Here is a 5843-nt window from a genome sequence, read left to right on the forward strand (position 1 = left end):
GGCGGGACCCAGTCGTTGTCGAAGAAGCTCTTCGTGAAGTCCAGGGCCTTCGCGCCCCCGTCCGACCCTTCACAGCAGGAGACCACCCATGCGCAGACGATTCATCCCTCTCGCCGCCGTCCTGGCGTCGACCGCCGCCCTCACCGGCTGCAGCGGCTTCGGCGGAGGAGGCGACGGTTCGGCCGACGCCGACTCGATCACCTTCACCACCTGGGCCAGCGAGTCCGAGCAGGCGGCCTTCGAGTCGCTGATCACCGACTTCGAGGCCGAGCACGAGGGGGCGAGCGTCGAGCTCAACGTCGTCCCCTACGACCAGATGTTCAGCAACATCGACGCGCAGCTGTCGTCGGGCGAGGCCCCCGACGTGTTCCGCGTGGACTACGGCAACCTCGGCGTCTACTCCAGCCAGGAGCAGCTGCTCGACCTGACCGACCGGATCGACGACTTCGACTCCTTCACGCCCGCGTTCCAGGAGGCCGTCTCCTTCGAGGGGAAGCCCTACGGCGTCCCGCACCAGACCGACGTGTCGGCGCTGCTGGTGAACACGCAGCTGCTCGCGGCGGCCGGCATCACCGACGTGCCGACCACCGCCGACGAGGCGTGGACCTGGGAGGAGTTCGCCGACGCCTCCGCGAAGCTGCGCGCGAGCCTGCCCGCCGAGCAGTACCCGTTCGTCTACAACTGGCAGCTCGGCGGCACGCCCCGCTGGCTGAGCTGGCTGTTCGAGGCCGACGGCACGCTGCTGGAGGAGGACGGCACCACTCCGGCGATCGACTCGGCCGCGGGCGCGAAGGCCCTGGACTTCACGAAGAGCTTCTTCGACAACGACTGGGTCCCGCCGACCAGCTCGGTGAAGTCCGCCACCTACGCCGACTCCTTCTTCACGGAGCAGACCGCGGCGATGGCGTTCGCCGGGTCCTTCCTCGTGCCGGACATCGACGACCTCGCCGACTTCGAGTGGACCGCCACGCCGATGCCCGTCGACGAGCGCGGCGCGACCGACCTCGGCGGCAACGCCCTCGTCGCCACGGCCGACACCGACAACCCGGAGCTCGCGACCGAGTTCCTCTCGTTCATGACGCAGGCCGACACCATGGCCGAGTTCTGCGCGGCGACGAACGAGTTGCCCACCCGGTCCGACATCGACCCCGCGTCGATCGAGTTCGCGGTGCGCCCGGACGTGATGCCCGTCTTCGTCGAGCAGGCCGCGACGATCACCCCGCGGGACGTGCAGCAGCTCACCTCGCCGTTCCTCGCGAAGATCTCGGTCGCGATGCAGGACCAGCTCGAGGAGGCGTTCGTCGGCGGACGCAGCACCGAGGAGACCCTCTCCGGCCTCGACGCGGCCATCCAGCAGGCGACCAGCTGATGACCGCCACCACCCTCCGCGGCCGGGCGGGCTCCTCCGCCCGGCCGCGGTCGGCCCGCAGGCGCGAGGCCCTCGCCGGCTTCGGCTTCGTCGGCCCGAACCTGCTCCTGATGGCGCTGTTCCTGTTCGTGCCGATCCTCTGGGCGATCCAGCTCTCGTTCCAGGAGTCGCGCGGCTTCGGCACGCCCGAGTGGGTCGGCTTCGCGAACTACCTGCGGATGGGCGCCGATCCGGTGTTCTGGCAGAGCCTGGGCAACACGCTCCTCTTCACCGCGGTCACCGTGCCGCTCGAGCTCGCCGGCGGCCTCGGCCTGGCCGTGCTGCTCAACTCCGTGCTGCCCGCGCGCGGGATCTTCCGCACGGTGATCGTGCTGCCCCTGGTGATCTCGGGCGTCGCCTCCGGGATGATCGCGGTCACGATCTTCAGCGAGTCCTCGGGCATCGTGAACAAGGTGCTGAGCTCGCTGGGCGCCTCGCCGGTCGCGTGGCAGTCGGACGGCTCCGCGGCGATGATCTCGGTGATGCTGACCGCGGTGTGGCTGCGGATCGGCTTCAACATGGTGATCTACCTGGCGGGCCTGCAGAGCGTCTCGCCCGAGCTCTACGAGGCCGCGCGGATCGATGGAGCGACGCGCTGGCAGCAGTTCCGCGCACTGACGGTGCCGCTGGTCGGCCCGTCCACCTTCTTCCTGCTGATCATGAACGTGATCGCCTCGTTCCAGGTCTTCGACATCGTCTTCGTGATGACGGGCGGCGGCCCCGGCTTCTCCACGTCGGTGCTCGGCACCTACGCGTACCGCAACGGCTTCCAGGTCCGCGAGCAGGGCTACGGCGCCGCGCTCGGCGTCGTCATCCTGCTGGTCTCCCTCGCCTTCACCTACCTGCAGTGGCGCACGAGCCGCACGCGCGATCTCGTCGACTAGGAGCCCTCATGTCGTCCTCCACCGTCACCACGCCCGCCGCGGTCGCCGCGGCCACCGCCCGCGAGACCCCGCGCCGGCGCCCCTCCCGCCGCGACGGCTCCCGCTCCGGACTCGTCGTCCGCCTCGTCATCGCGATCGTCGCCTCGGCGATCGTGTTCTTCCCGCTGTACTGGATGCTCGTCATCGCCTTCTCGCCGCGCGGCGACGTGTTCGCGCCCGGCCCGCCCCGCTTCTGGCCGAGCGAGATCTCGTTCGAGAACTTCGCGACGGTGTTCGCGCGCTTCCCCGTGGGCGAGTGGTTCGTCAACTCGGTCGTGATCGGGGCGTTCGTCACGGTGTTCACCGTCGTGGTGAACCTGCTGGCCGGCTGGGGCTTCGCGCGGCTGCGCTTCCCGGGGCGGAACCTGCTGTTCCTGCTCGCACTGGCCACGATGATGATCCCGGTGCAGGCGATCATGGTCGCGCAGTTCAAGCTCGTGACCGGACTGCAGATCTACGGCACCTACTGGTCGGTGATCCTGCCCGGAGCAGCGGCGGCCTTCGGGATCTTCCTCGCCCGGCAGTTCTTCCTCTCCATCCCGGAGGAGCTGATCGAGGCGGCGCGGATCGACGGGGCCGGCCACCTGCGGGTGTTCCTGCAGATCGTGCTGCCGCTCTCGAAGCCGCTGATCGCCGTCCTGATCCTGCTGACTCTGCTCGGCAGCTGGAACGACTTCGCCTGGCCGCTGATCGCCCTGAAGGACAACGAGCTGTTCACGCTGCCGATCGGCCTGCTCTACCTCAAGGGCCAGTCGACGCCTGACTACAGCGCGAGCATGGCGCTGGCGCTGGTGTCGGTGCTGCCGATGGTGCTGCTGTTCCTGTGCTTCCAGCGCTACTTCGTGCAGGGGTTCGCGCGCAGCGGCATCCGGTGAGGTCGGGCGGCGGCACGGGCGGAGGCACGGGTGGCGGCACGGGTGGCGGCACGGGCGGCGTGGAGCGGTCGCCGCGCCCGGACGCTCCTGACCGGACGGGGCAGGAGAGGACGTGGAAGGAGAGGACAGAGCAGGGCCGGAGAGGACGGGGCAGGAGAGTGCCGACGGACGCTGCGGGCGGCGGGCGGCGGAGAACGTGAACCACGTGGAGGTCGTCCGGTCGTGATCTCCCGAGTTCGACGGCTCTCCTGCGCGGCGGGGGCGTCCGCCAGCCGGAGCGGGACGGGAGCGGACCGGGACGGAGGGGCGGACCGGGGACAGGGGCGGACCAGGGACAGGGGTGGACCAGGGACAGGGGCGGACCAGGGACAAGGGCGGACCGGGACGCGGGCGGACCGGGACGCGGTGGCCGACGCCCCGAAGCGCCGAAGCGCGACGGGACACGGGGCTCGAGGCTCGGAGCTCCGGGACACAGGGCTCGGAGCTCGAGGCTCGGAGCTCGAGGCTCGAGGAAGCGCGAACGTGCCGACGAACCTGACGGCGCCGGAGGTGCGAGAGCGCGAGGGCGCCTGGGCGGGTCCAGGCACGGCGATGCACCGCCTCGCGTCCGACGGAGTGTCGAATCGCCCGGCAGGTCGGGCTGCGGATCAGAACGGCGGAGACGCGTCCACGAACCGCGGCCGCGTCGGCGACAGCACCGAGGGAGACGCCCGAGGTGACGACGGTCGCGACGACCACAACAGCGAGGACGAGGATCGTGGCGGCTGCGGCTGCGGCTGCGGCTCGGGCTGCGGCTGCGGCTCGGGCTCGGGCTGCGGCTGCGGCTGCGACTTCAGCTCCGGCCGCGGCTCCGGCTCCGGTTCTTGCGCCGACTGCGGCGTCGGTCGTCGCGTGGGCGGCAGCGGAGCCCCGGGCAGCGCCCGCGGTCGGTCGGTGATCCGTCGGCCGGTGGGGGTCGTCCAGACGACGGTGCCGTCCGGATGGAGGGCGTAGGTCCAGCGGTCGCCGTGGCGGACGTGGTGGTGCGCGACGCAGAGCGAGGCCAGGTTGCCGAGGGCGGTCTCGCCTCCGTTCCGCCACTCGAGGGTGTGGTCGGCCTCGGCCGTCGAGGACGAGCGGGTGCAGCCGGGGAACCGGCAGGTCCGGTCGCGCAGCTGCAGCTGGAGGCGCATCCGAGGGGGCGGGACGCGGAAGGTCCTGCCGACCGACGTCACCACTCCCGTGTCCGGATCGGTCAGCACCCGCGTGAAGGTGGCCGCCGTGCGGACGAGCTCCCGGGCGACGTCGGCGGGGACGAGACCGTAGCCGTCGAGTTCGGCCGGCGCGTCGTCGAGGCCGACGGCGGTGCTGGCGGCCAGGGTGAGGCGCACGTCGGCGCGGACTCCGGAGACCGAGGCGTGGATTCCGGAGCCCGAGGCGTGGATTCCGGAGCCCGAAGCACGGACGGCGCTCGCTCCTTCTCCCGAGGATCCGTCTGCGGAGATGTCGCCGTCGATGAGCAGATCGACGAGCGCGTCGGCCCGCAGCTGCGCGAGCGTCCGGCCGTCGCCGAGGGAGATGTCAGCGTCTCCACCGGCGCCGTCACCCGTCTCCGCGCCGAGCCCGGCACCGGCACCAGCACCAGCACCAGCACCAGCACCAGCACCAGCACCAGCGTCCATCAGTGCGCCGACTGCCACCGGAGCATCGTCACGGGCACCAGCACCGCTCTGTGCAGTCGCAGTCGCACTCGCGCTCCCACTCGCACTCGCACTCGCACCTGCACCTGCACCTGCACCTGCACCTGCACCTGCACCTGCACCTGCACCGAACCCGATCCCCGCCGCGTCCGCCCCGTCGCGGAGCGAGCGGGCGATCCGGTCGAGACGGTTGTAGGCGCCGACCGCGACCGGGGCCGGCAGCAGGGCGCAGAGCGTGGCCATGCCGTCGGCCTCGGCGCCGAGCCACACGCTGCGGTCCTCGCGGGCGCGGGCGTGGCGCTCGGTGAACGGCTGTTCGTGCAGCTCGTCGCGCAGCCGCGCCACGGTCCGGCGGAGCTGGGTGGGCGTCTGCGTGAGCGCCGCGGCGGCGGCCCGCTCGTCGAAGGGCGCGCGCGACGGAGCGGGGAGGGTCGCGGCGGCGGCGCAGACGACCTCGCCGGCCTCCCAGAGGATCCGGGCCTCGGCCAGGAGGGTGCGGGTCTCCGGGAGGTCCTCGATGAGGAGCCGAGCGTGCTCGAGACGCCGAGACGCCGCGCGCTCCGACATCCCGAGCGCAGTCGCGAACTCGGCTCGGATCGAGCGCTCCACGAGGTCTCCCGCCTCGCTCCGGGAGAGACGACTCCCCCGCGCGAACGACTCCGGCACGAGCAGCGCCGCCCGGTACGCCGCGTGCAGGGCGACCGCCCCCGCGAGCAGCACCGGTGCCGAGGAGCGGGCGAGCCCCGCCGCGAGACCGGCGAGCGCGCGCACCGCGTCGAGCGTCCGCGCCGTCTCGCCCGCCTGCACCGCCTCGACCGCCTGCACCGCGTCACCCGAATTTGTCATACCTGTATTGAATCAGCGACCACCGACATCGGGCCGGGGCCCATGACCAGCATCGGGACAAGGGAGCCGGTACCCCGCCTGTGGAGGGACGGACCGCCGGCGAGCGCGGGCT

Annotated in this window: 4 protein-coding genes; 3 read left to right on the forward strand and 1 reads right to left on the reverse strand. The window is 71.9% G+C overall.

What is annotated here, in order from left to right; genetic code table 11:
• Positions 1 to 88 precede the first annotated feature (88 nt).
• Genes C5D66_RS16510 through C5D66_RS16520 form a run of 3 tightly spaced genes read left to right on the forward strand, consistent with a single transcriptional unit; the run spans position 89 to position 3206 of the window.
• Entirely contained in the window at positions 89 to 1369 is a 1281-nt protein-coding gene (locus tag C5D66_RS16510; protein ID WP_258063968.1) for a sugar ABC transporter substrate-binding protein, read from the forward strand.
• Complete coding sequence (locus C5D66_RS16515; protein WP_104239656.1) at positions 1369 to 2292, forward strand: carbohydrate ABC transporter permease; 924 nt, start codon at positions 1369 to 1371, stop codon at positions 2290 to 2292. Before C5D66_RS16510 ends, C5D66_RS16515 begins: the two co-directional genes overlap by 1 nt.
• 8 nt (positions 2293 to 2300) lie before the next feature.
• Positions 2301 to 3206, forward strand: coding sequence for a carbohydrate ABC transporter permease (locus C5D66_RS16520; protein WP_104256644.1), 906 nt, complete (start codon positions 2301 to 2303; stop codon positions 3204 to 3206).
• A 647-nt stretch (positions 3207 to 3853) separates the two neighbouring features.
• Here the strand turns inward: C5D66_RS16520 and C5D66_RS16525 are convergent.
• The gene (locus C5D66_RS16525) at positions 3854 to 5731 is read right to left on the reverse strand and encodes an HNH endonuclease signature motif containing protein (RefSeq protein WP_104327010.1); all 1878 of its coding nucleotides are present in this window, start codon (positions 5729 to 5731) and stop codon (positions 3854 to 3856) included.
• Positions 5732 to 5843 lie beyond the last annotated feature (112 nt).

Source organism: Rathayibacter sp. AY1B4 (assembly GCF_002932815.1).
Taxonomy (GTDB): Bacteria; Actinomycetota; Actinomycetes; order Actinomycetales; family Microbacteriaceae; genus Rathayibacter.